The sequence below is a fragment of the Stutzerimonas stutzeri genome (genome assembly GCF_019090095.1).
In the GTDB taxonomy this organism is placed as follows: domain Bacteria; phylum Pseudomonadota; class Gammaproteobacteria; order Pseudomonadales; family Pseudomonadaceae; genus Stutzerimonas; species Stutzerimonas stutzeri_AN.
Window position 1 is genome coordinate 1,685,602 of the sequence record NZ_JAGQFP010000001.1, and the last position, 23,162, is coordinate 1,708,763.

Genomic DNA, 23,162 nt, shown 5'->3' on the forward strand with positions numbered 1-23,162 from the left:
GAGGCGCCCGCTCGCGGGCGCCTCACCCAGGCCTATCGCCCTGCCCTCCTCAGCGATCGCCCCGGTCCCGACCTGCCCGCCCGTCATTGCGTCAAAGCCGAATGAAGCATGTTTCTGCTCGCATCGAGCACCTCACGCTGGGTCTCTTCCTTGACCAGCATCCGAGCTACGACCAGAGCGCCCACGCACTGCGCGATCAACGCCCAGGCCAGATCACCATCTTCAAGCGTCTGCGCCCAGGCCTGTTGCAAGGCGCACAACCAATGCTCGGCCTCTTCCCGCACCGGCGTCTCGGCACGAGCGATTTCGGCACCTAGCGCCGGGATTGCGCAGCCTGCGTCCGGGTTGTGCAGGTGAGCCATGCTCAGGTAGGCGTCGAGGCAGCGTTCGAGGCGGGTCCGATCGAACACCCCATCTCGAGCAACGATCGGGCTTTGCGATAACTCACGTCGAACTACCTCGGTGAACAGGTCGCCCTTCGACGGGAAATGACTGTAGAACGCGCCGCCAGTCAGGCCGATGGCTTTCATCAGACCATCGACACCGGTAGTGGCAAAGCCGCCGCGCTTGGCAATCGCGCCACTGCTTTCAATCAGGCGCTGACGGGTTTGCTCTTTGTGGCTGGAGGAATAACGCATGCATGCGCCCTCTGGTGATCCTTGACGATGCGCGGAGGTTAACATAACGTTCGTTTACCTAACGATCGTTTAGCAAGAGCGCGAACCCATGAATAATGACAATCGTGTCGCCCTGATAATCGGCGCCGGAGACTCCACCGGTGGCGCCATTGCGCGGCGGTTTGCCCGTGAAGGCTATGTTGCCTGCGTCACTCGGCGCAGCGCCGGCAAACTTCAGCCACTGGTCGACAGCATCGTTGCCGAGGGCGGTCGCGCCCATGGCTTCGCCTCCGATGCCCGTAAGGAAGATGAAGTAGCCGACCTCATCGAAACCATCGAACGTGACATCGGCTCGATCGAAGTGATGGTTTTCAATATCGGCGCAAACGTGCCATGCAGCATCCTCGAGGAGACGGCACGCAAATACTTCAAGATCTGGGAAATGGCCTGCTTTTCGGGCTTCCTGACCAGCCAGGCAGTGGCCAGGCGTATGGTCGCACGCGGACGCGGCACCATCCTGTTTACCGGCGCCACGGCAGGTCTGCGCGGATCAGCGGGGTTCGCCGCCTTCGCCGGGGCCAAGCATGGCATTCGCGCACTGGCGCAAAGCATGGCGCGCGAACTGGGGCCGATGAATATTCATGTCGCGCACGTCGTGGTCGACGGGGCGATCGACACGGCATTCATCCGCGACAGCTTTCCCGAGCGCTACGCCCTCAAGGATGAAGACGGCATCCTCAACCCGGAGCACATCGCCGACAACTACTGGCACCTGCACACTCAGCCGCGCGACGCCTGGACCTTCGAACTCGACCTGCGCCCGTGGACCGAGCGCTGGTAAACCCAAAACCGGAGCGACTTTGATGACCAAGACCCTCGAGTTTTTCTTCGACCTTGGCAGCCCGGCGAGCTACCTCGCCTGGAGCCAGCTTCCTGCACTGTGCGCAGACACCGGCGCGCAACTACGCTGTCGGCCGATGCTTCTCGGTGGCGTATTCCAAGCCACGGGCAACTCGTCGCCAGCAACCGTGCCAGCCAAGGGTCGCTACATGGCCACCGATCTGCTGCGCCACGCCCGACGCTACGGCGTAGCATTCGCCTTCAATCCCCACTTTCCGATCAACACGCTGGCGCTGATGCGCGGCGCCATCGGCTACCAGTTGCGACAGCCCGATGCATTCAGCGCCTACCTCGACGCGCTCTTTCAGAGCCTCTGGGTCGATCAGCGCAACCTTGGCGACCAGGCAGTGTTGGCGGCGACGCTGGAGACAGCGGGACTCGACGTCAGGCAGTATCAGACAATGATTGGCGACGAACAGGTCAAGACGGCACTCAAAACGAACACTGAAGAAGCCGTGCAGCGCGGCGTCTTCGGCGCACCGACTTTCTTCGTCGGTGACGAGATGTTCTTCGGACAGGATCGCCTGACATTCGTCGCGGACGCGCTCATGGGCAGATAAGCACGAAGGTGATGGATCGCGGCAATCCGTGATACGCGAAAGCGCGCCAGTGCCGATGCCGCAGGAGCGCGCCTACCCGTGAGCGGACGAAAAGGCCGGATTGCCGCAGCCACGCCACGCGGCGGTCAAACCTCCACCTGACTCCACTGCTTGTTCAACCGCTTGTCCGACACCGCCATCTTTGTCCCGAGCTGCTGGGCCCAGAGCGATACACGGTATTCCTCCAGCATCCAGCGATACAGCGTCAGCTCGGGGTCGCGCTTGCCTTCCTGCTGGTGCTTTTTCAGCCGCGCCTGGTACTGCTCCCAGTAGCCGGCCAATTCGCCGGACCACACGCGGTCACGCTGCAGCTGAGCGCCGATCTTCTCGAAGCGTTGCTCGACGGCCTTGAGATAGCGCGGATATTCCTTCAGCCACTCGCCCGGCGTTTCGCGCACGAAGCCCGGATAAACGAGGTTGGCCAGCTGCGCCTTGATGTCGTTCAGCGCCACCGCCTGAGCCAGGTCGATCTTGCCCTTGAAGCGCTTCTGCAGCCCGTGCCAGAGCTTGAGGATGTCCAGCGTCAGGCGCGCCAGCCGTTCGGCGTGCGCCGCCCAGTCGCCGCGTTTGCGCTCGGCCAGTGACGCCAGCGCCGCGCCATCGCGGGGCAGCTGGGTTTCGCCGTCGAGGATGCAGCTGTCGAGGCTGGCCAGCAGGATGTCCTCGACCAACGCATCGACCTTGCCCATGTCGCGATACAAAAGCGCCAGCTCGGTGAGACCCGGTAGCTTGTTACGCAGGTATTTCGCTGGCTCGGCCAGTTGTTGCAGCAACAGACGCTGCAGCGCGCGCCGATGCTGGTAGTCGGCCTCGGCCTGGGTCGGGAAACGGCCCTCCTTGACCACCCCGGCCTCCTCGACCAGTGCGGGATAGACCGTCATCGACAACCCAGCCATCTTCGCCTGAGCCTTCTCGGCTACCTGGGCGAACCCCTTGGCCTCGACGGGCTTCTGTTCGGCCTTCTGCTGTGGCGGTGCCAACGCTGCCTGGCTGGCTTCGCTGAAGCGTGCCGTCAGCTCGGCGAGATCACGGCCTTCACCGAGGAATTTCCCCCGGGCGTCGACCACCTCGATGTTCATCTTCAGATGGCTTTCCAGCCCCATGGCCGCTTCCGCCCAGGCCTCGTCCGAAACGCGAGCGCCGGTCATGCGCAGCAGCTCGCGGCCCAGCGCTTCGGGCAACGCGCCTTCGCCGAAGGTGATCTTCGAGAGCGCGGCCTTGACGAAATCCGGCACCGGGACGAAGTTCTTGCGGATCGCCTTGGGCAGGTTGCGCACCAGCGCCACCGCCTTCGCCTCGATCAACCCCGGCACCAGCCAGTCGAGCCGTTCGGCCCGCAGCTGCGGCAGCAGCGGCGCGGGCACCCGCAACGTCACGCCGTCGCGCGGGTGGTTGGGTTCGAAGTGGTATTCAAGCGGCAGCTGAAGTTCGCCAATGCGCAGATGGTCCGGGTACTGCGCCGCGGTGACCTCGCTGGCGTCACGCGCCAGGACATCCTCGTCGCGCATGACCAAGAGTTGCGGGTTCTTCTGGCTCTCGCGCTTGTACCAGGTCTCGAAACTCGCGGTCTGGTAGATGTCATGCGGCACCCGCGCGTCGTAATAGGCGAACAGGGTGTCCTCGTCAGCAATGATGTCGCGGCGACGGGCCTTGGCTTCCAGTTCGTCGAACAGTTCCAGCAACTCGCGATTCGCCGTGAGGGCCTTGGCTCGACTGTGCATCTCGCCGCGCACCAGCCCTTCGCGGATGAACAGCTCGCGCGCCGCGGGCGGGTCGATGGGGCCGTAATGCACCGGCCGGCGGCCAACGACGATCATGCCGTAGAGCGTCACCTGCTCGTAGGCCACCACCTGGCCGCGCTTCTTTTCCCAATGCGGCTCGAAGTGGTTCTTCTTGATCAGATGCCCGGCGAGCGGCTCGATCCAGTCCGGCTCGATCTTGGCGACCATGCGTGCGAACAGCTTGGTGGTCTCCACCAGCTCCGCGGCCATGATCCAGTTGGGCTTCTTGCGGCCGATTACGCTGGAAGGATGCACCCAGAAGCGCCGCTGGCGGGCGCCGAGAAAATCGCCTTCCTCGGTCTTGTGCCCGATCTGGCTGAGCAGGCCGGCGAGAATGGCCTTGTGCACCGCCGCGTAGCCCTTGGCCTTCTGCGCCGCTTCGCTGGCTTCATGCTGCTGGCGCAGGATGGCGTTGACCTTGTTGTCAGTGGTCGGTGCAGCCGGGGCCGGACGCGTGGAAGAGGCTTCGCCGTCTTCCACCCTACCTGCCTTGCCGACGTGCGTTCGCTGGCCGGAGCCGTCGGCCGATCTGCCCGCGCCAAGCTGGAGCTCCCGCACGATCAACATCAGCTGGCGATGCGCATCGCGCCATTCGCGAAGGCGCAGGTAGTTGAGGAAGTTCTTCCGGCACCAGGTGCGCAGGGCATTGGAACCGAGCGCCTGGCGCTGCTCCTCGAAACCGCGCCAGAGGTTGATCAGCGCGGCGAAGTCCGAGTCCGGATCTTTCCACTGCGCGTGGGCCTGGTCGGCCTGCTGCTGACGATCGGCCGGGCGCTCGCGCACGTCCTGCACCGACAGCGCACTGGCGACGATCAGCACCTCGGCCATGCTGCCCAGCGTGGCCGCTTCGAGCAGCATGCGCCCGAGCCGCGGGTCGATGGGCAGGCGCGCCAGCTGCCGGCCCAAAGGCGTCAGCTGGTTCTCGCGGCTGACCGCCGACAGCTCCTGCAACAGGTTGAAGCCATCACTGATGGCCTTGCCGTCCGGCGGCTCGATGAAGGGAAAATCTTCGATCTGGCCGAGGCGCAGGTGCAGCATCTGCAGGATGACCGCGGCCAGGTTGGTGCGCAGGATCTCCGGATCGGTGAATTCCGGCCGGCTGAGAAAATCCTCCTCGCTGTACAACCGGATGCAGATCCCCGGCTCGACCCGCCCGCAGCGCCCCTTGCGCTGGTTGGCGCTGGCCTGGGACACCGCCTCGATCGGCAAGCGCTGGACCTTGGCGCGGTAGCTGTAGCGACTGATGCGTGCGGTACCCGAATCGATCACATAACGAATGCCGGGTACGGTCAGCGAAGTTTCCGCGACGTTGGTCGCCAGCACGATCTTGCGGCCCGGTCGCGGCTGGAAGATCTTCTGCTGCTCGGCGGGCGTCAGCCTCGCGTACAGCGGCAGCACCTCGGTGAATTTCAGGTTGGCCTTGCGCAGCACCTCGGCGGCGTCGCGAATTTCCCGCTCGCCCGGCAGGAACACCAGCACATCGCCGGGGCGCTTGCCGATGCTGCGCTCGTGGGCATCGATCTCGTCCAGCGCCGCCAGGATGCCTTGGTCGACGGTGAGGTCATCCTCGACCCGATTGCCGTCCTCGTCGGTCTCCGCCGCCAGTGGCCGATACCAGGTTTCCACCGGGTAGGTACGCCCGGAGACCTCGACGATCGGCGCACCCGGAAGGCCGGCCCCGCCAAAGTGCTCGGAGAAGCGCTCCAGGTCGATGGTCGCCGAGGTGATGATGACTTTCAGGTCGGGCCGGCGCGGCAGCAGCGTCTTGAGGTAGCCGAGCAGAAAATCGATGTTGAGGCTGCGTTCATGGGCTTCGTCGACGATGATGGTGTCGTAGCGTTCGAGGAAGCGATCGTGCTGGGTTTCGGCCAGGAGGATGCCGTCAGTCATCAGCTTGATCAGCGAGCTGTCCTTGCTCTGGTCCTCGAAGCGCACCTGATAACCGACCAGCTCGCCCAGCGGCGTACCGATCTCCTCGGCCACCCGTGTGGCGACGCTGCGCGCAGCCAACCGGCGGGGTTGGGTGTGGCCGATCAGGCCATGCACACCCCGCCCGATCTCCAGGCAAATCTTCGGCAGCTGGGTGGTCTTGCCCGAGCCCGTTTCGCCGGCAATCACCAGAACCTGATGTTTTTCCAGCGCGGCCTTGATCTCGTCGCGCTTGGCGGCGATCGGCAAGCTGTCGTCGTAGCGCATGACCGGCACGCTCTGGCGCCGCGCCTCGACCTTGGCCACCGAGGCCTGGAAGCGCTCGAGCCACTGGGCCAGGCGTACTTCATCAATGGGGGCGGCGCCGGCCTTCTTGCGCAGGTCGTGCAGCTGACGACGCAAGCGATGGCGATCGGCGTACATCGCCTGGTCGAGATTTTTAAGGAGTTGCTCGAAAGCGGGCGTTGCGTCGGTCATGGACAGCCGTAAGCGATTTCGTGAAGGGCGCGATTGTCGCAGATTTGCCCGGCTGGCCGTAAGGAAAGGGATTGGCGGAAGGACCGCGCCGGCGAACCGGCGCGGTGATCAGGCGATCAACGGATCCAATGACCCCAGCGGGACTTCTCCTGTGCCCGTTGGATGCGCAGTGTGCCAATGCTCTGCTTCGCCGCTGCCGCTTTCTCGTCGTCGATCATCTTGGTCGACAGCGATAGCCAGCTGGTGGCGAAGGCCAAGGCATCGCCGTGCAGCTCCAACGCCTCGGTGGAGATGTTGCCAAGCTTGTCGCATGCACTGTGGTAGCACGGGTCATAAGCCTCCCCGGCCGTACCGCCGTAGCGCTGCGCCTGCTCCACGCTCTTGATGTCCTCGGCGCCGGTGAACAGCCCGCCAAAGGCGATGCCGTCGTCGAAGAACTGCGCATAGTCGGAGCGGAAGTCGATCTCGGTACCCTCGGACGGCGCGTTGCGCAGCTGGAAGTAGGTTCGCAGCAGACGTTCGATGGCACCGGAGCCGGGCGGGCCTTGCAGGCCGAAATCGGAGCCGTCGCCGTCATAGATGAAGTTCGCGTAGTTCGGCGAGCCGATCATGTCGACGTTCAGGTACGCCTTGATCTGCTGCTTTTCCTCCTCCGGCAACTGATTGACGTAGTAGGTCGAACCCACCAGGCCCGACTCCTCGGCCCCCCACCAGGCGAAGCGCACCTTGTTCAACGGGTGGGCCTTGCTCATCAGCGTGGCCATTTCCAGCAGCGCTGCGCTACCGGAGCCGTTGTCGTTGATCCCCGGCCCTTCGAACACCGAGTCCAGGTGCGCACCGACCATCACCACGTTGTTCGGATTGCCACGACGGGTCTCGGCCAGCACGTTGTAGGTTTCCGACTGCTTGCGGACCACGTCGACGTTCATGCTCAGCTGCAGCCCATCGGTCTGCGACCAGGCGACGCCGTTATCGTACGTCGCGAACATCACCGGGATGCCGCCCTGATAATCCTCGCCCAGGGTGGCGACCAGCAGGCCCTTGCGGTCCTCGGTGTCGCCCTGGTTGAAGATGATCGCCCCGGCCGCGCCGGCCGCCGCCGCGTTGGTCGCCTTGTCCCCGAACGGGCAGGAGCCGCGCTGCATCAAGGCAATGGCACCGGCCGGGAAGCCGGCAAAGTCCGAGGCCTCACAGCCGCTGGTCGAGGTATTGCCCAATCCCAACGCCAGGTCGACCGGCACCACGGGCGCGGTGACATTGCCCGGATCGGTCTGGTCGGCGTAGGTGAAGTCCTCTTCCCAGGTGTACTGCATCGGCTGCGGTGTCACCGCCGCCAGCGTGCCCGGCCCTGCGGGATAGAACGCCAGGAACGGGAAAGCCTGCACCCGAACCCGGTAGCCGGCGCGCTCGAGCGTGCTACGCACGTAGTCCACCGAGGCCTGATAACCCGACAGACCGGACGCGCGATTGCCCTGGTTCAGGGAGGCGATGTCCTGCAGGTTCTGCAGGTGCGTCATGATGTTGCTCGCCTGCATACAGCGCGGAAGCCCCAACGGGGTGCCGACCAGTAGCGGAGACTTGCAGATACGAGCGTCGGGCTTGCCAGGCGACCAGTACTCATTGAACGCGGCAGGCTCGGCGGTAGGTGCAGCCAGGGCTGCGGTGGAGGCGAGAAAAGCGAAAGAAGCAACTACCCGACGTGCATTGTTTTTTTTCTGCATGGGTAACTCATCCTTGCAACGAGATTGATGGGCAGGCCGCAAATGGCATGCGCCATCGTCCCCTACTGCACAAAGTGGACGCGGCCATAGGGGACTAGACCGCTCCGCCTGTGCAGGCGTTCGCCGGCGGGCGACGGTTGCGCGACCGTTGGTCGCTCCGCTTGGCACGCACTGTCGAACGCCTCAGCCACGCCTCGCTGCGGGGCGCCTCGGCCGTTACCGCGCCCTCATACGCGGAACTGCCCGACCAGCCGTTGCAGATGCTCACCTAATCCGTTGAGTTCGCGCGCGGTCTGGGCGCCTTCGGCGGCATCACTGGCCACGCCGTCTACCGCATCGGCGATGTGGTGCACGCTGCGGTTTATCTCCTCGGCCACGGCGGTCTGCTCTTCGGCGGCGCTGGCGATCTGCGCGTTCATCGAGTTGATCGTGCCGATCAACGCCGCGATGGCGTCCAGGGACTCGCCCGCCTGATTGGCCTGCTGACGGGTCGCTTCGCCTTTCTCCCCAGCGCGCAGCATGGTTGTCACGGTGTGTGAGGTGGCCGTTTGCAGGCGATCGATCATGCTCTGGATCTCACCGGTGCTCTGCTGCGTGCGGCTGGCCAGCGCGCGGACTTCGTCGGCGACCACGGCGAACCCCCGGCCCGCCTCGCCGGCACGCGCCGCTTCGATAGCAGCGTTAAGCGCCAGCAGGTTGGTTTGCTCGGCAATCGCGCGAATCACATCGAGGACGCCGACGATGCCGTGCACATCCTGCTGCAGCCCTGCGAGCGATGTCCCGCTTTCACGCAACTCACCAACCAGCTCATGAATCTGTTCGATGCTTCGATCCACGACCTGCTTGGCCGCCAAGCCCTGCTGGTCGGTCTGTTGCGCCGCTTCGGCCGCACGTTGGGCGCTCATGGCGACCTCATGGGCAGCGGCGGACATCTCGTTGATCGCCGTGGCGACCTGATCGGTTTCATGTCGCTGATCGGCCATCGCCTGCTCGGAGCGCTGTGCCTGACCGGCCACCGCGCCGACCAGGCCGGTGAGCTGCGTGGTGGTGCCGGCGACCTGCTGTACCAGTGAATGGATCTTCTCGACGAAGCGGTTGAAGGATCCGGCCAGTTCTCCCAGCTCGTCACGGCTGTTGACAGCCAGTCGCTGGGTCAGATCACCGTCACCTGCCGCCATGTCATCGAGGTTGTGCTTGACCCGCAGCAACGGCTGTAGAATCGCATTGCTCATGAACAACGCCAGGCCGACAACCAGGACCAACAATGCGGCGGCGGAACCGAGCATGATGCCGGTCAGCCGATCGATGCGCTGCTGGAACACGTCGCGCGCCGCCTGGACATCACGCTCCACGCCGTCGAGGTTCAACGAGGTGCCGAAGGCCAGCTTCCATTTCGGCAGGTACTCGGCGTAGCCGATCTTCGGCACGAGCGTCTTGCTGCCCGGCATTTCGAAGCTGTATTGGACGTAGTGCGTCCCGTTCTGACCGGCCTTGACCAGATCACGAATCGCATAGACTCCGTTGGGATCCTGATAGCTGTAGAAGCTCTGGCCGATCTTGTCTTGCGTGTTGCCTTGCAGCACCCGCACGGCCTGATCGTCGTATCCCCAGAAGTAGCCTTCGGTGCCGTATGAAAGCCCCTGGAGCAACCGCACCGCTTCAGCGCGCGCGGCCATATCGCCATCGGCGGAGCGGTCATAAAGCGGACCGATCGCGGTGCGCGCCACATCGACATAGTGCTTGAGTTCGGCACGACGATCGCGGGTCAGGCTTTCGCGCGTCTGAGCTTCCTGCCGGATCGCCAGGTCTCGCAGTTCATAAACGGCAACGCCGCTTAGCACGACGGCGAGGAGCAATGTCGGCGCTACTCCCAGTAACAACAACTTCCCTCGTAAACGCAGCTTGGACAGCATGACGGCAAACCCCCATTAAATGTGCGGATTAATACCAGCATTGTGTCAGTTCGCCAGCAGAACGGGAATGGCTCGAACGCCGCAGCGGGGCAGTACGCCAACGGTATCGACCCGGTGACTAGCCCAACGAAAAAGCCCCGCCGAAGCGGGGCTTTCATACAGCGGCTAACGTCACTTCTTGCCTAGCTTTCTCAGCTCTTCATCGCGCAGCTCGCGACGCAGTATCTTGCCGACATTGGTGGTCGGCAGACTGTCACGGAACTCCACCGTCTTAGGCCGCTTGTAGCCGGTGACATTGTCGTGCATGTGCTGCATGACCTGTTCCTTGGTCAGGCTTTCGCCCGGTTTGACCACCACGAACAGCTTGATCGCCTCACCCGACTTTTCGTCCGGAACGCCGATCGCTGCGCATTGCAGTACACCCGGCAGCGTGGCGAGGACGTCTTCCAACTCGTTGGGATACACGTTGAAACCGGACACCAGGATCATGTCCTTCTTGCGATCGACGATGCGCATGTAGCCGTCGTCCTGGATGATGCCGATGTCACCGGTCTTCAACCAGCCCTGCTCGTCGAGCACTTCGGCGGTGGCTTCCGGGCGTTGCCAATAGCCTTTCATCACCTGTGGGCCCTTCACGCAAAGCTCGCCGGTCGCGCCGATCGGCAGCTCGTTGCCCTCGTCGTCGATGACCCTGCATTGCGTCGACGGCATGGGAATGCCGATGGTGCCTATCTGGATGCCGCTGAAGGGATTGACCGAAACAACCGGACTGGTTTCGGTCATGCCGAACCCTTCGCAGATCGAGCAACCGGTGACCTGCTGCCAGCGCTCTGCCGCGGCCAGCTGCAGCGCCATGCCACCCGAGAAGGTCGCTTTCAGCGCGGAAAAGTCCAGTTTGCGGAAATCTTCGTTGTTGCACAGCGCCACGAACAGCGTATTGAGCCCGACGAAACCGGTGAAACGGTACTTGCCGAGATCCTTGACGAAGGCCGGCAGGTCGCGCGGGTTGGTGATCAGCACGTTATGCGCACCGATCAGCATCATCGTCATGCAATGAAAGGTAAACGCGTAGATGTGATAGAGCGGCAGGGGCGCAACCATGGTCTCGCAGCCACTGCCAAGCTCGGTGCCCATCAGTCCACGACACTGAAGCATGTTGGCGACGAGGTTGCGGTGGGTCAGCATGGCGCCTTTGGCCACGCCGGTGGTGCCGCCGGTGTACTGCAGCACCGCGATATCGTCGCCCGCGGGGTTGGCCTCGTTGGGCCGCTGGTTGCGGCCCTGGGCCAAGGCATCGTTGAGTTTGACGGCTTTGGGCAGGTTGAAGCTGGGCACCATCTTCTTGACGTGCTTGATCACCGCGTTGACCAGCAAGCGCTTGACGGTCGGTAGCATGTCGCCGACTTCGGTGATTACCACATGCCGGATGCCGGTTTTCGGCACCACTTCTTCGGCAAGGTGCGCCATGTTGGCCAGGCAGACCAGCGCCTTGGCGCCCGAATCGTTGAATTGATGCTCCATCTCCCGCGCGGTGTACAGCGGGTTGGTATTGACCACGATGAGGCCGGCGCGCATGGCACCGAACACGACGACCGGGTATTGCAGCAGGTTCGGCAACTGCACGGCGATACGATCGCCTGGCTGCAGGTCGGTGTGCTGCTGGAGATAAGCGGCAAACTCGCCGGAGAGCGTGTAGAGCTCTCCGTAGGTCAGGGTTCTACCGAGGTTGCTGAAGGCTGGTTTGTCCGCGAAGCGCTCGCAGGATGTCTTGAGGACAGCCTGGATGTTCCGGTACTCGTCGGGATTGATCTCACTCTCGACCCCGACAGGATATTTATCCTTCCAGAAGTTATCGGTCATTGAACCCCCACTCCTAAGCGACAGCTTTACTGCATATAGCAGCTGTTTTGTTGTGTTTTGTTAACTTTTGTACCGAAACTCTGGTCAAAAGGCGGGCCGAGGTTAGCAGTTTTGAAGCAGCCCGAACAGAGCCTCATGCTCCTGCTTCGGCCATAAAGTGACCGCAAACCACCTATCGGTCACTCAGGCCTTACAGAAAAATGTCGGAACCTGCGGCGATCAGGCCTGATCGCGCAGCTCGCGCCGGAGGATCTTGCCCACCGGCGTCATCGGCAGGGAATCGCGGAACACGAAGTGGCGCGGAACCTTATAGCCGGTGAAGTTTTCCCGACAGTAGGCTTGCAGTTCCTCGGCGGTAAGACTGGCGTCGCTGCGCACCACGACCAATTTCACCGCTTCGCCCGATTTTTCATCCGGGACACCGACCGCCGCGCATGCGGCCACCTTCGGGTGAGCCATGACCACATCTTCGATCTCGTTCGGATAAACGTTGAATCCCGAGACGATGATCATGTCTTTCTTGCGGTCGACGATGCGCACGAACCCGTCCGGATCGATCACCGCGATGTCGCCGGTCTTCAGCCAGCCGTCGGCGTCGAGCACCTCGGCAGTGGCGTCGGGACGATGCCAGTAACCCTTCATGACCTGCGGGCCCTTGACGCACAGCTCACCCCGTTCGCCCAGCGGCAACTCGTTACCCTCGTCGTCGATCACCTTCAGCGTCGTGCCCGGTACCGGCAGGCCGACGGTACCCATGCGTGACTTGTCACCCTGGGGATTGGCGCAGACCACCGGCGAGGTTTCGGTCAGCCCGTAGCCCTCGGTCACCGTGACACCGGTCATGCTCTTCCAGCGTTCGGCTACCGCGGAGACCAGAGCCGTACCGCCCGAGTTGGTGCCTTTGAGCGCAGAGAAGTCGATTTTCTTGAAATCCCGATGCGCCATCAGCGCGACGAACAAGGTGTTGAGGCCGAGAAACGCGGTGAACCGCCACTTCTGCAGTTCCTTGACGAAGCCATCGATATCGCGCGGATTGGTGATCAGCACGTTGTGGTTGCCGGACACCATCATGCACATGCAGTTAACCGTGAAGGCATAGATGTGATACAGCGGAAGGGGCGCGATCATGATCTCCTGCCCTTCCTTGATGATGGTTTGGCCCCGATCGTCCAGTTGCTCCATGGTCGCCCGGACCTGCTGCATATTGGCCACCAGGTTGCCGTGACTGAGCATGGCGCCCTTGGCCACGCCGGTGGTTCCGCCGGTGTATTGCAGCACGGCAGTGTCGTCCAGGGTCAGCGGCACCGGCTTGAGACTAAGGTGGCCGCCTTCACGCAGAACCTGCTTGAACGATTTCGCTTGCGGCAAGTTGTACTCGGGCACCATCTTTTTCAGGTGCTTGACCGCGGCATTGACCAACAGCCCCTTGAGCGACGGCAGCATGTCACCGATGCGCGCCTCGATCAGCACCTCGATGTGGGTGTCCGGCAGTACCTCCTGCACCAGCTTGCCGAAGGTATTCAGGTAAACCAGCCCGCGCACGCCGGAATCCTTGAACTGGTGACGCATCTCCCGGGCGGTGTAGAGCGGATTGGTATTGACCACGATCAGCCCGGCACGCAAGGCGCCGAAAACAGCGATCGGGTACTGCAGCAGGTTGGGCATTTGCACGGCGATACGGTCACCAGGCTGCAGGTCGGTGTGATTCTGTAGCCAGGCCGCGAAGGCCGCCGAGTAGCGCTCCAGGTCGGCGTAGGTCAGGGTCACGCCCATATTGGTGAAGGCCGGGCGATTCGCATGGCTCTTGCAGGAGCGCTCGAATACTTCCACGACCGATCGGAAGCCCCCCATGTCGATATCGTTGGGCACACCAGCGGGACGTTTATCGTTCCAGAAGTCAGGTTGCATTATTATTGGCCTCGTTACCTGAGAGTGTCTGACCCGCGCTCGACGGGCTGTGGCGAACTTAGCAGCTCCGCATTGTCACGCAATAGCTCGGTCACGAAATCAGCGACGTGAATCTCGCCCCACGGCAGCAAACCGGAGCCAGCCGGGACAATCGGCCCGCGGCGCCCTAGAATGCGGTCACGTCGCGACCCAACGGTCGCCATTCATGACTGGCTGGGCGCCGCCGCAGCGGTCCTTCGTTCGTACCCGCATAGAGGTTTATCCATGAGCACGCTGAGCAACACGCCCTACTCCGCCCTTGAGGTTGGCCAGACTGCAAGCTTCGAGAAGCAGGTCGAGGAGCGCGACATTCAGCTCTTCGCTGCCATGTCGGGCGACCGCAACCCGGTCCATCTCGACGCGGAATTCGCGGCCGGCACCCCGTTCAAGGAGCGTATCGCCCATGGCATGTTCAGCGGCGCCCTGATCAGCGCGGCGGTGGCCTGCACGCTGCCCGGCCCGGGCACCATCTACCTCGGCCAGACGATGAAATTCACCCGTCCGGTAAAGCTTGGCGACACCCTCACCGTACGCCTGGAAATCCTCGAGAAGCTGCCGAAGAATCGCGTGCGCATCGCCACCCGTGTGTTCAATCAGAACGATGAGCAGGTGGTCGACGGCGAAGCCGAGGTACTGGCGCCGCGCCGCGAGGAAACCGTCGAGCTGAAAGACCTGCCGCCCATCACCTTCGGCTGAGCGGCAGCCGGATCGGCAGCGTCTCCGATGCGCTGCCCCGGCACGCCTCCGCGCCTCTAGCCCGACCACCAGCAAGGTGCCGTTTCTGGCGCCTTGCCGCGCTGCGTTAAGCCCACCTCGTTTTTCGCTTCGCCCTCGCACCCCCGGTATTTGCCAGCACAAGGCTATTACGGCCCTCGACTACGCCCCGTCTGCCGCACCGATGGAGGATGCGCGCCGGCCATCACGCGCCGACCATCGAGCTCGCCGTACAACAAGAACAACACCGGGACCTCATCCATGCTCATACGCTCGATCGCTCATTGGCGCCTGGCGGCGCTCGTCCTAGGCGGATTTTCGCTGGCTATACACACTGCATCGGCGGCCCCGCTCGATCCGGGGCCCGACGAGGCTTTGCTCTACTACAAGCGCGCCGACGGCAATTACGACGGCTGGGGGCCGCACTTGTGGAACACTGCAGCCTGTAGCGGCAGCCTGAACGAAACCGGCTGGGATCAGCCGCTGCCTGCAGCCGGTACCGATCCGGATTACGGTGCCTTCTACCGCATCCCGCTGACCACCGATGCCAGTTGCCTGAACCTGATCATGCACCGCGGCGACGAGAAGGACCTGGGCGGTGGCGACCTGACCTGGCGCTTCGACCAATTGGGCCGCCGGGTCTTCTCGCTGAGCGGCGATGCGCAACTCTCCAGCACACCGCTGGCTGGCGCCACCGTGGCGATCAAGGGCGCGCGGGCGCATTGGCTGGATCCCTTCACGCTCGCATTGGTCGATGGCGCGCCCGGCGCCAGCCGGGTCGAGTTGCGCTATTCCGCCGACGCCAGCATCCGGATCGATGGCGAGACGCGTACCGTCACCGGCGGCACCGCGTTGCCGCTGCGACCCGGGTCACTGCGCGAGGGACTCAAGCGCTCGCATCCACACCTGGCCAACGCCACGGCCTTCAATGTCGTCGCCGGGGCGCGAGACCTGCGCCGCGCCGTCATGGGTCAGTTGGTGGTGGTCGCCTACGATGCCGACGATCAGGTGATCGACGCCACGCAGGTCCAGACCGCTGGCATCCTCGACATGTTGTTCGCCTACGAGGGCGAGCTGGGAGCGAAGATCGGCCCGCGCGGGGTGGCCTTCAAGCTCTGGGCGCCAACTGCACAGCGCGTGCGTCTGCATGTGTTCGATGCCGACAAGCGCCTGCTGCCTGGCTACCCGAAAGTGATGCACGAGCGCCTCGGTGTCTGGAGCCTCGACGGACCGCGCTCGCTCGACCGGGCGTATTACCAATATGAAGTCACCGCCTACCGGCCGAGCTCCGGCAAGATCGAGACGACGCTGGTCAGCGACCCCTATGCCTTGAGCCTGTCGCGTAACAGCCAGTACGCCCAGGTCGTCGACCTCGACGCCGACGATCTCAAGCCCGGCGGCTGGGATGCCTTGCGTCCGCCCCATCCGCAACGCCCCGAAGCGAGCGTGATCTACGAAACCCACCTGCGCGACTTCAGCGCCAGCGACACCAGCCTGCCGGCCGAATTGCGCGGCACCTACGCGGCCTTCACCCGGCCGAACAGCAACGGCATGCAGCATTTGCGCGACCTGCAGAAGGCCGGGCTCACCCACGTGCAACTCCTGCCGGTGTTCGATATCGCCACCATCGACGAGGACCCGGACCGTCGCGTCGACCTCGACGACCCCTTCGGCAAGCTCTGCCAGCTGTCACCCACCGCCCGCGAGCACTGGTCGCCGTATTGCGGCGCCGCGAGCGTCCGCCAGGTGCTGCAGGGCTTCGACCCGGCCAGTGGCCAGGCACAGTCGCTGTACAACGACCTGCGGGCCCTGGACAACTTCAATTGGGGCTACGACCCCTTCCACTTCAGCGCGCCGGAAGGCAGCTACGCCAGCGATGCAGAAGGCGTGCAGCGCATCATCGAGTTCCGCGAGATGGTCCAGGCGCTCGCCGGCAACGGGCTCGCCACGGTGATGGACGTGGTCTACAACCACACCAACGCATCCGGCCTGGCCGATAAGTCGGTGCTCGACAAGATCGTGCCCGGCTATTACCACCGCCGTAACCCCTCTACCGGCGCGGTGGAGACCTCGACCTGCTGCGAGAACACGGCCAGTGAGCACCGCATGATGGCCAAGCTGATGATCGACTCGCTGCAGGTCTGGGCGCGCGACTACAAGATCGCCGGCTTCCGTTTCGACCTGATGGGCCACCACATGCGCCAGAACCTGGTTGACGCCTATCGGGCGGTGCGCCGGATCGACCGGCACACCTACTTCTATGGCGAGGGCTGGGAGTTCGGCGAAGTCGCCGGCAACGCGCGTGGCATCAATGCCACTCAGCTGAACATGGCTGGCACCGGCATCGGCACCTTCAATGACCGCCAGCGCGACGCGGTTCGCGGCGGCAGCCCCTTCGACGGGGGCGAGAGCATCCGCCGCAACCAGGGCTTCGCCAATGGGCTTTACGTCCTGCCGAACGAGCTGGCCAGCGCCGGGCCCGCGCAAAAAGCCGAGGCCCTGCACGCCGCCGATCTGATTCGCGTCGGGATCGCCGGGGGCCTGCGCGATTTCCAGTTCGTCACCGCCGACGGCAGCACGCGCAAAGGGGGCGATATCGACTACAACGGGCAACCGGCCGGCTACACGCTCGATCCGCAGGAGACCATCAACTACGTGTCCAAGCACGATAACCAGACGCTGTGGGACAACAATCAGTACAAGCTGCCGGCCACCCTGACCGTTACCGACCGCGTGCGCCTGCAACTGGTGGCGCTGTCCGTGCCGCTGTTCAGCCAGGGCGTCCCCTTTATCCATCTCGGCTCCGACATCCTGCGCTCCAAGTCGATGCAACGTGACAGCTACGACTCCGGCGACTGGTTCAACGCCGTGGATTTCAGCTACCAGGACAACAACTGGAACAAAGGCCTGCCTCGCGCGGACAAGGATGGCGACAACTGGCCGCTGATTCGCCAGGTGATCGCCGACCCGCACGCCAAGCCGGGCACGACCGATATCGTCAGGGCCAAGCGCCGCTTCCTCGAGCTGTTGAAGATCCGCAGCGACAGCGCACTGTTCCAGCTGGACAGCGCGCGCGACGTGCAACGCCGGTTGCGGTTCCATAACACCGGCCCCGAGCAGCAGCCCGGCGTGATCGCCTTCAGCCTGGCAGACGGTCCGGGCGCGGGTCGGAACCTCGATCGCCGCTATCAATCGCTGATGGTGGTCTTCAACGCCACCGGCGAACGGATTCGCCTGCCCGGTGCGGACGGCTATCAGCTGCATCCCGTGCTCCGGGACTCGGTCGACCCGATCAGCCGTCAGGCGACGGTGCACGGAGGCGAGTTCGAAGTACCGGCCTTTACCACGGCGGTCTTCGTCCAGCCGCAGCAGCGGCGCTGAATCGCAGGCAAAAAAAAAGGGCGACCTAAGTCGCCCAAATGCCTTGCGTGCTCTGTATCTGCGGGACCGCTACTTCTTGTGAGCATCCCGCCAGATGAAATATCCGAAACCGCCGAGGAAGGCGACCATCAGGCCGACCGTGACCACCCCTGCGAGCACCACATTATCGACGAACATGATTTCCTGCCTCCAAGCCGTTGTGCTGTCTGATGGCTGTACGTTACCCCGCCGCGCCGTTTAAAAATTGATCGATGTCAATGGCTGCGAAGCCGTGCGAACCCGGCATCGCGTTAGCTGATCCAGGTCAAGAAAACAGGGGGAATGTGGCGGGTAACGCGGGGGCAGCGGCTCGTCGAGCCGCTCGAAAGGCGGGATAGGTGTTCTAGCTCAGGTGCTGGATCAACGCTTCTTCGGCTTGGCCTTGGGTTTCTTTTTCGGCCGGGACAGCGGCAATGCTTCCTCGAACGCCTGGCGCATTTCGGCCAGGCGCTTTTCCTTGATGTCATGAATGCGCTTTTCACGCTCGGTGCTGAAATCGATCAGCTTGGCGTCACTGCTCATAGGACGGGCTCACGAAAGAGTTGGCGAAAGGTCAGGTTCAGACGCGGCTCGGTTACCTTGCGCGTCCGGGCGATCTGGTGCTGCCAATAATGCTGCGTCGGGCCACGCATGACCAGCAACGAGCCATTTTCAAGCGCTAGCGAGTACTCGATCCGGCTGCTTCCCTTGCGGCGAAAGTCGAAACGCCGTGTCGCGCCCAGGTTCAGCGAAACCACCAATGGCTCCCGGCCCAGCTCGGGCTCGTCATCGCTGTGCCACCCCATGGCGTCCTGGCCATCGCGGTACAGGTTGAGCAGCACGCCGTTCAGCTGCGCTCCGACTTCGGCCTGGACTCGCTCGCGGAGTTCGCCGAGCAGCGGCGTCCAGGGTATGGGTTCATGTACCAGACCGGAGTACCGGTAGCGTGCCTCGGCATCGCCGTACCAGGCGACCAGCCTCGGCACGGCGCACTGGCGCCCGTAGAGCCTGATCTGTGGTTGCGTCCAGGGCGTCTCGCTGATCAGCGTCGATAGCCAGCGTTCGGCGAGCGCCGCGTCGGCCCATCGCGGCCAGTAGGTCAGCTCGGCCTGGGGCAAGGCGATGGCGACGGGGCTGTCGAGCGAAGGCATCAGACCTCGACGTCCACCCAGAGGCCCTGGCGCGGGAGTTCCTCAAGCGCCTCCTGGTCCTCTTCGGCGGTTTCACCCTCGGCCAGCTCTTGCGCGCTATAGCCCCGCCGCTGACGGCGGCGCTGTTCGTCGCGCAACATCTGCTCGGCTTCCTGGGGATGGCGGCGATCGAGCCCCACCGAACTCTCATTGGCGCTCGGCTGTACCGGCGTCACCGGTGCGATATCGGGTCGTGGCTTGACCACGTCCTGTTGCGCGGTGACCTGGACGGTGCCTGGTGGAATGACTGGCAGCATCTTCGCTCTCCCGTACAGACCGGAAAACAGGGCGTACGCCTGGCGGGCCTGTACCAATTGATCGGCCGATCTGCTGACGACTTTAACAGCAACGCTACACTGCCAGAGTTCTTCCTGTTTTGTCGCTGCGCAAACAAGACGGCGACAGGCCAATCCGGTCGCATCTATCGTCGCTCTATCGACAGGGTTCCGTTAACATAGCGGGCTTTTTTACAGCGGGAGGCAGGGCATGGCGCAACAGTATCTACCGGGGCAACGCTGGATCAGCGACAGCGAAGCGGAGCTCGGGCTGGGAACCATCCTCATGCAGGACGGCCGGATGCTTACGGTGCTCTACCCCGCGACCGGCGAAACCCGCCAATACGCCACCCGCAGTGCCCCGCTGACCCGTGTTCGCTTCGTCCCCGGTGACGAGGTAACGCACTTCGAAGGCTGGAAGATGACCGTGCGCGAAGTCGAGGATGTCGACGGCCTGCTGGTCTATCACGGCCTGACTGCCCAGAGCGAAGCCCGCACGCTGCCGGAAACCCAGCTGTCGAATTTCATCCAGTTCCGCCTCGCCAGTGATCGCCTGTTCGCTGGCCAGATCGACCCGCTGAACTGGTTCAAGCTGCGCTACCACACGCTGGAAAACCAGAGCAAACAGCTGACCTCCTCCCTGTGGGGGCTGGGCGGCGTACGTGCGCAACCCATCGCGCACCAGCTGCATATCGCCCGTGAGGTCGCCGACCGCATTGCCCCGCGTGTTTTGCTCGCCGACGAAGTGGGCCTGGGCAAAACCATCGAAGCCGGCATGGTGATTCATCGCCAGCTGCTGTCCGGGCGCGCCAAGCGCGTGCTGATCCTGGTGCCGGAAAACCTCCAGCACCAGTGGCTGGTAGAAATGCGCCGTCGCTTCAATCTGCAGGTCGCGTTGTTCGATGATGAGCGCTTCATCGAAAGCGATGCCACCAACCCCTTCGAAGACACCCAGCTCGCCTTGGTTTCGCTGGACTGGCTGAAGGATGACGAGCGCGCCCAGGACGCCGCCTTCGCCGCCGGTTGGGATCTGCTGGTGGTGGACGAAGCGCATCACCTGGTCTGGCACCCGGAAAACGCCAGCGCCGAATACAAACTGGTCGAGCAACTGGCCGAAGTCACCCCCGGCGTCCTGCTGCTGACCGCAACGCCGGAACAGCTCGGCCAGGAAAGCCACTTCGCCCGCCTGCGCCTGCTCGACCCGAACCGCTTTCATGACCTCGAAGCCTTCCGCGCCGAGAGCGCCAGCTACCAGCCCGTCGCCCGCGCCGTGCAGGAGCTGCTGGACGAGGGCCGCCTATCCCAGGAAGCACACCAGACGATTCACGGCTTCCTCGGCGACGAAGGTGAAGCCCTGCTCGCCGCGGCCACCGACGGCGACATCGAAGCCAGCAGCCGCCTGATTCGCGAGTTGCTCGACCGTCATGGCACCGGTCGCCTGCTGTTCCGCAACACTCGCGCCGCCGTGCGGGGTTTCCCGGAGCGCCAGCTGCATCCGTATCCGCTGCCCTGCCCCGCCGAGTATCTGGAACTGCCGTTGGGCGAGCATGCCGAGCTGTATCCGGAGGTCAGCTTCCAGAGCCAGCAGGAAGAGCCGGACGCACAAAACCGTTGGTGGACCTTCGATCCGCGTGTCGAGTGGCTGATCGACACGCTGAAGATGCTGAAGAAGTACAAGGTGCTGGTCATCTGCGCCCACGCCGAGACCGCGCTGGACCTGGAAGACGCCCTGCGCGTGCGCTCCGGTATTCCGGCCACGGTGTTCCACGAAGGCATGAGCATCCTCGAGCGTGACCGCGCCGCGGCCTACTTCGCCGACGAAGAATTCGGCGCGCAGGTGCTGATCTGTTCGGAAATCGGCAGCGAGGGCCGCAACTTCCAGTTCGCGCATCATCTGGTGCTGTTCGATCTGCCGTCGCACCCCGACCTGCTGGAGCAGCGTATCGGCCGCCTCGACCGGATCGGTCAAGCCCACGTCATCCAGCTGCACGTGCCCTACCTGGAAACCAGCCCACAGGAACGCCTGTTCAAGTGGTACCACGAGGCGCTGAATGCCTTCCTCAACACCTGCCCCACCGGCAATGCCCTGCAGCATCAGTTCGGCCCGCGCCTGCTGAACCAGCTGGAGGAAGGTGACGACGACGCATTCCAGACGCTTATTGAAGAAGCCCGCGCCGAGCGCGAACGCCTCGAAGCCGACCTGCATGCCGGCCGCGACCGCCTGCTGGAGCTCAATTCCGGCGGTGGCGAACAGGGCAAGGCGCTGGTTGAGGCCATCGAAGAGCAGGACGACCAGTTCGCCCTGCCGATCTACATGGAAGAGCTGTTCGACGCCTTTGGCATCGACAGCGAAGACCATTCCGAAAACGCCCTGATCCTGCGCCCGAGCGAGAAGATGCTCGACGCCAGCTTCCCGCTCGGCGACGACGAAGCCGTGACGGTCACCTACGACCGCGAACAGGCCCTGGCCCGCGAAGACATGCAGTTCCTCACCTGGGAACACCCCATGGTTCAGGGCGGCATGGACCTGGTGCTGTCCGGCTCCATGGGCAACACCGCGGTGGCGCTGATCAAGAACAAGGCGCTCAAGCCCGGCACCGTCCTGCTTGAATTGCTCTATGTCAGCGAGGTGGTGGCGCCGCGTGCCCTGCAGCTCAACCGCTTCCTGCCGCCCTTGGCGCTGCGTTGCCTGCTGGATTCGAACGGCAACGACCTGGCACCCAAGGTGGCGTTCGAGACGCTCACCGATCAGCTGGAAAGCGTCCCGCGCGCCAGTGCGAACAAGTTCGTTCAGGCTCAGCGCGACGTGCTGGCCAAGCAGATTGCCGACGCCGAAGCCAAGGTCACCCCTCGCCACACCGAGCGCGTCGCCGAAGCGCAGCGCAAACTGAAGGCGAGTCTCGACGAAGAGCTGGCGCGCCTGACGGCGCTGCAAGCGGTCAACCCGAGCGTGCGCGACAGCGAGATCGAGGCCGTGCGCAAGCAGCGTGAGGAAGGTCTGGCGATGCTGGAGAAGGCCGGGCTGAGGCTGGAAGCGATTCGGGTGCTGGTGGCGGGCTGATCTCCGGGCGGGGGCTTGAGGCGGCGTAAGTCCGACCCTCCGCATCGCTCCCACCCTTCGCCCCGGGGTCGGGGCTCCTACAGAACGCCTCGGCACACGCCAATCTCTGTGGGAGTCGCGACCCCGCGGCGAATGCAAACCGCAGGACTGCGCCCCTAGCCCCGTCGCCCCGACGTCGGGGCTCGTACAACGCCTTCGCCCCAAGCCAGGCCCTGTGGGAGTCGCGACCCCGCGACGAATGCAGCCCGCAGGGCAGTGCTCATAGCCTCTTCGCCCCGAGGTCGGGCTCCTACAGAGCGCCTTCGCCCCAAGCAATCTCTGTGGGAGTCGCGACCCCGCGACGAATGCAGACCGCAGGGCTGCGCTCATAGCCTCTTCGCCCCGAGGTCGGGGCTCCTACAGAACGCCTCGGCACACGCCAATCTCTGTGGGAGTCGCGACCCCGCGACGAATGCAGACCGCAGGGCTGCGCTCATAGCCTCTTCGCCCCGAGGTCGGGGCTCCTACAGAACGCCTCGGCACACGCCAATCTCTGTAGGAGTCGCGACCCCGCGACGAATGCAGCCCGCAGGGCTGCGCTCATAGCCTCTTCGCCCCGAGGTCGGGGCTCCTACAGAACGCCTTCGCCCCAAGCCAGGCCCTGTGGGAGTCGCGACCCCGCGACGAATGCAGACCGCAGGGCTGCGCTCATAGCCTCTTCGCCCCGAGGTCGGGGCTCCTACAGAACGCCTCGGCACACGCCAATCTCTGTAGGAGTCGCGACCCCGCGACGAATGCAG

15 protein-coding genes are annotated in these 23,162 nt (G+C 63.9%); 5 read left to right on the forward strand and 10 right to left on the reverse strand.

Going from position 1 to position 23,162, the window contains the following annotated elements:
• Positions 1-83: 83 nt before the first annotated feature.
• Positions 84-638, reverse strand: a complete 555-nt coding sequence (locus KVO92_RS07360) for a TetR/AcrR family transcriptional regulator (RefSeq protein ID WP_217474946.1) — start codon at positions 636-638, stop codon at positions 84-86.
• Positions 639-726: 88 nt separating this feature from the next.
• On the opposite strand from KVO92_RS07360, the gene KVO92_RS07365 reads away from it, so the two are divergent.
• Both KVO92_RS07365 and KVO92_RS07370 read left to right on the forward strand, forming a co-directional pair.
• Entirely contained in the window at positions 727-1,458 is a 732-nt protein-coding gene (locus KVO92_RS07365) for an SDR family oxidoreductase (RefSeq protein ID WP_217474947.1), read from the forward strand.
• A 22-nt stretch (positions 1,459-1,480) separates the two neighbouring features.
• A complete protein-coding gene (locus tag KVO92_RS07370) occupies positions 1,481-2,077 on the forward strand; it encodes a 2-hydroxychromene-2-carboxylate isomerase (RefSeq protein ID WP_217474948.1) in 597 nt (198 codons plus the stop codon).
• A 125-nt stretch (positions 2,078-2,202) separates the two neighbouring features.
• Here the strand turns inward: KVO92_RS07370 and hrpA are convergent, their stop codons facing one another.
• From hrpA to fadD2, 5 genes are all read right to left on the reverse strand, one after another.
• Positions 2,203-6,303: an ATP-dependent RNA helicase HrpA gene (gene hrpA / locus KVO92_RS07375; RefSeq protein ID WP_217474949.1), complete on the reverse strand. Its 4,101-nt coding sequence runs from the start codon at positions 6,301-6,303 to the stop codon at positions 2,203-2,205.
• Between the two features lie 116 nt (positions 6,304-6,419).
• Positions 6,420-8,024: a M28 family metallopeptidase gene (locus KVO92_RS07380; protein ID WP_217474950.1), complete on the reverse strand. Its 1,605-nt coding sequence runs from the start codon at positions 8,022-8,024 to the stop codon at positions 6,420-6,422.
• Between the two features lie 227 nt (positions 8,025-8,251).
• The gene (locus KVO92_RS07385) at positions 8,252-9,937 is read right to left on the reverse strand and encodes a methyl-accepting chemotaxis protein (protein ID WP_217474951.1); all 1,686 of its coding nucleotides are present in this window, start codon (positions 9,935-9,937) and stop codon (positions 8,252-8,254) included.
• Positions 9,938-10,108: 171 nt separating this feature from the next.
• Positions 10,109-11,797 carry a long-chain-fatty-acid--CoA ligase FadD1 gene (gene fadD1 / locus KVO92_RS07390; protein WP_217474952.1) on the reverse strand — a complete coding sequence of 563 codons (1,689 nt, stop codon included), beginning with the start codon at positions 11,795-11,797 and terminating at the stop codon, positions 10,109-10,111.
• Between the two features lie 219 nt (positions 11,798-12,016).
• Entirely contained in the window at positions 12,017-13,705 is a 1,689-nt protein-coding gene (gene fadD2, locus KVO92_RS07395) for a long-chain-fatty-acid--CoA ligase FadD2 (RefSeq protein WP_217474953.1), read from the reverse strand.
• A 264-nt stretch (positions 13,706-13,969) separates the two neighbouring features.
• Between fadD2 and KVO92_RS07400 the strand changes: the two genes are divergently transcribed.
• Both KVO92_RS07400 and pulA read left to right on the forward strand, forming a co-directional pair.
• Complete coding sequence (locus tag KVO92_RS07400) at positions 13,970-14,440, forward strand: MaoC family dehydratase (protein WP_217474954.1); 471 nt, start codon at positions 13,970-13,972, stop codon at positions 14,438-14,440.
• 279 nt (positions 14,441-14,719) lie between these two features.
• Entirely contained in the window at positions 14,720-17,839 is a 3,120-nt protein-coding gene (gene pulA / locus KVO92_RS07405) for a pullulanase-type alpha-1,6-glucosidase (RefSeq protein ID WP_217474955.1), read from the forward strand.
• A 69-nt stretch (positions 17,840-17,908) separates the two neighbouring features.
• Here pulA and ccoM read toward each other — a convergent pair whose 3' ends face one another.
• From ccoM to KVO92_RS07420, 4 genes are all read right to left on the reverse strand, one after another.
• On the reverse strand, positions 17,909-18,016 hold the full coding sequence (gene ccoM / locus KVO92_RS22830; protein WP_003300927.1) for a cytochrome c oxidase subunit CcoM: 108 nt from the start codon (positions 18,014-18,016) through the stop codon (positions 17,909-17,911).
• A 222-nt stretch (positions 18,017-18,238) separates the two neighbouring features.
• Positions 18,239-18,400 (reverse strand): hypothetical protein, encoded by a 162-nt coding sequence (locus tag KVO92_RS07410; RefSeq protein WP_217474956.1) that lies wholly within the window; start codon positions 18,398-18,400, stop codon positions 18,239-18,241.
• Positions 18,397-19,008: an alpha-ketoglutarate-dependent dioxygenase AlkB family protein gene (locus tag KVO92_RS07415; RefSeq protein WP_217474957.1), complete on the reverse strand. Its 612-nt coding sequence runs from the start codon at positions 19,006-19,008 to the stop codon at positions 18,397-18,399. Before KVO92_RS07415 ends, KVO92_RS07410 begins: the two co-directional genes overlap by 4 nt.
• On the reverse strand, positions 19,008-19,304 hold the full coding sequence (locus KVO92_RS07420) for an aspartate-semialdehyde dehydrogenase (protein WP_217474958.1): 297 nt from the start codon (positions 19,302-19,304) through the stop codon (positions 19,008-19,010). The genes KVO92_RS07415 and KVO92_RS07420 overlap by 1 nt, the downstream gene beginning before the upstream one ends.
• Positions 19,305-19,533: 229 nt before the next feature.
• On the opposite strand from KVO92_RS07420, the gene rapA reads away from it, so the two are divergent.
• Positions 19,534-22,383 (forward strand): RNA polymerase-associated protein RapA, encoded by a 2,850-nt coding sequence (gene rapA, locus KVO92_RS07425; RefSeq protein ID WP_217474959.1) that lies wholly within the window; start codon positions 19,534-19,536, stop codon positions 22,381-22,383.
• Positions 22,384-23,162: the final 779 nt, after the last annotated feature.